This window comes from Mesorhizobium sp. M0074 (genome assembly GCF_040322975.1).
Taxonomy (GTDB): Bacteria; Pseudomonadota; Alphaproteobacteria; order Rhizobiales; family Rhizobiaceae; genus Mesorhizobium.
Genome location: NZ_JAMYUM010000077.1, coordinates 1 through 1,194, shown reverse-complemented (window position 1 = coordinate 1,194; position 1,194 = coordinate 1). Strand labels below are relative to the sequence as shown.

Below are 1,194 nucleotides of genomic sequence, written 5' to 3'. Positions count from 1 at the left end.
GAGGGCTTTGCACGGGAAGCGAAATCCTGGTTGGTGAGTTAATGGGGCTTTTTTGAAGGCCGGGAAAGCAGTTTTCGACGGCTTGGTATGGCATCGACCGGCATGACCGGCCGATCCGCCGATTTTAGACAGACTCCTCCTCATGCCGGCTTTCCGCCAGGTGGATAGAGGGCGCCGATCATGGTCCGCAGATTGTAGGCGCAGGCGGCTAGTATGCATTGCGTGCGGTTGGCGGCGAGGTTGAAGAAGCGCAGGCGCCGCATGCCGTAGCGCTCCTTGAACACAGCAAAAGGCCGCTCCACAGCCGCCCGCACCTTGGCGATCAACCGGTTACGCAGCTTCTGGCGCGCCGGCAACTCGGGATGATGCTTGTTGGGCCGCCGCATCAGCCGGTCCTTGATCCCGGCCTTGGCCAGCCGATCATGCCTGGCATGGGTGTAGTAGGCCTGATCGCCATAGGCCGCCTTCTCATCGCCGCAAACCAGATTGTCGGCCGCCTCGGTGTCGGTGATCGAGGCGTCGCTTACCTCGACACGCCGGATCATGGTGTGCTCCTGGTCGGCGCCGATGTGCATCTTGTAGCCGAAGGTGCTCTTGTTGCCCTTCTTGCCCCAGCGCGCGTCCTTGTCGGCCGACGGCTTGGCCGGGCCCTGGTGGCCCTTCTTCGGCTGCTTGGGCGGCCGCCCACGGGCCTGCAGGAACGTCGCATCGACTAAGGTGCCGCGCTTGACGATCAGGCCCTTCGTCTCCAGCTGGCGGTTGATCTCCTCAAACACCTTGTCGATCAGCCGCTCGCGCGTCAGTTCCTCGCGGAAGCGCCACAGTGTCGAATGATCGGGCGTACGGTCCGAAAGGCTGAAGCCGGCAAAGCGGCGAAACGACAGCCGGTCACGGATCTGAGCCTCCAATGCCGGATCGCTCAGCCCGTGCCACACGCCCAGCAAAAGACAGCGCACCAGCGCCTCCGCCGGGTAGCTGGTGTTGCCCGAGCCGGGACCGCTGCGCTGACCCAGCAATGTTCGGATCGGTGCCCAGTCCAGTTCCTTCGATACCAGGTCGAAAATCGTCTCGTCCGACGCCGCCAGCCCGTCCGCCAGACTCAACTGACCCAGAACACGATCCGCCATCCCGAATCTCCCTGCTTCGACCATCATCACAGAATCACCAATCGGCTTCTGTGCAAAGGTCTCACAA

The 1,194-nt window shown here is 62.8% G+C and carries 1 protein-coding gene; it reads right to left on the bottom strand.

Features of this window, described 5'->3' with window-relative positions:
- Positions 1 to 140: 140 nt before the first annotated feature.
- Complete coding sequence (locus NKJ73_RS34020) at positions 141 to 1,127, bottom strand: IS5 family transposase (RefSeq protein ID WP_352572754.1); 987 nt, start codon at positions 1,125 to 1,127, stop codon at positions 141 to 143.
- Between the last annotated feature and the right edge of the window lie 67 nt (positions 1,128 to 1,194).

Excerpts from the sequence above, each read along its gene's own strand:
- NKJ73_RS34020 (WP_352572754.1), bottom strand. The coding sequence starts at position 1,127 with ATGGCGGATCGTGTTCTGGGTCAGTTGAGTCTGGCGGACGGGCTGGCG.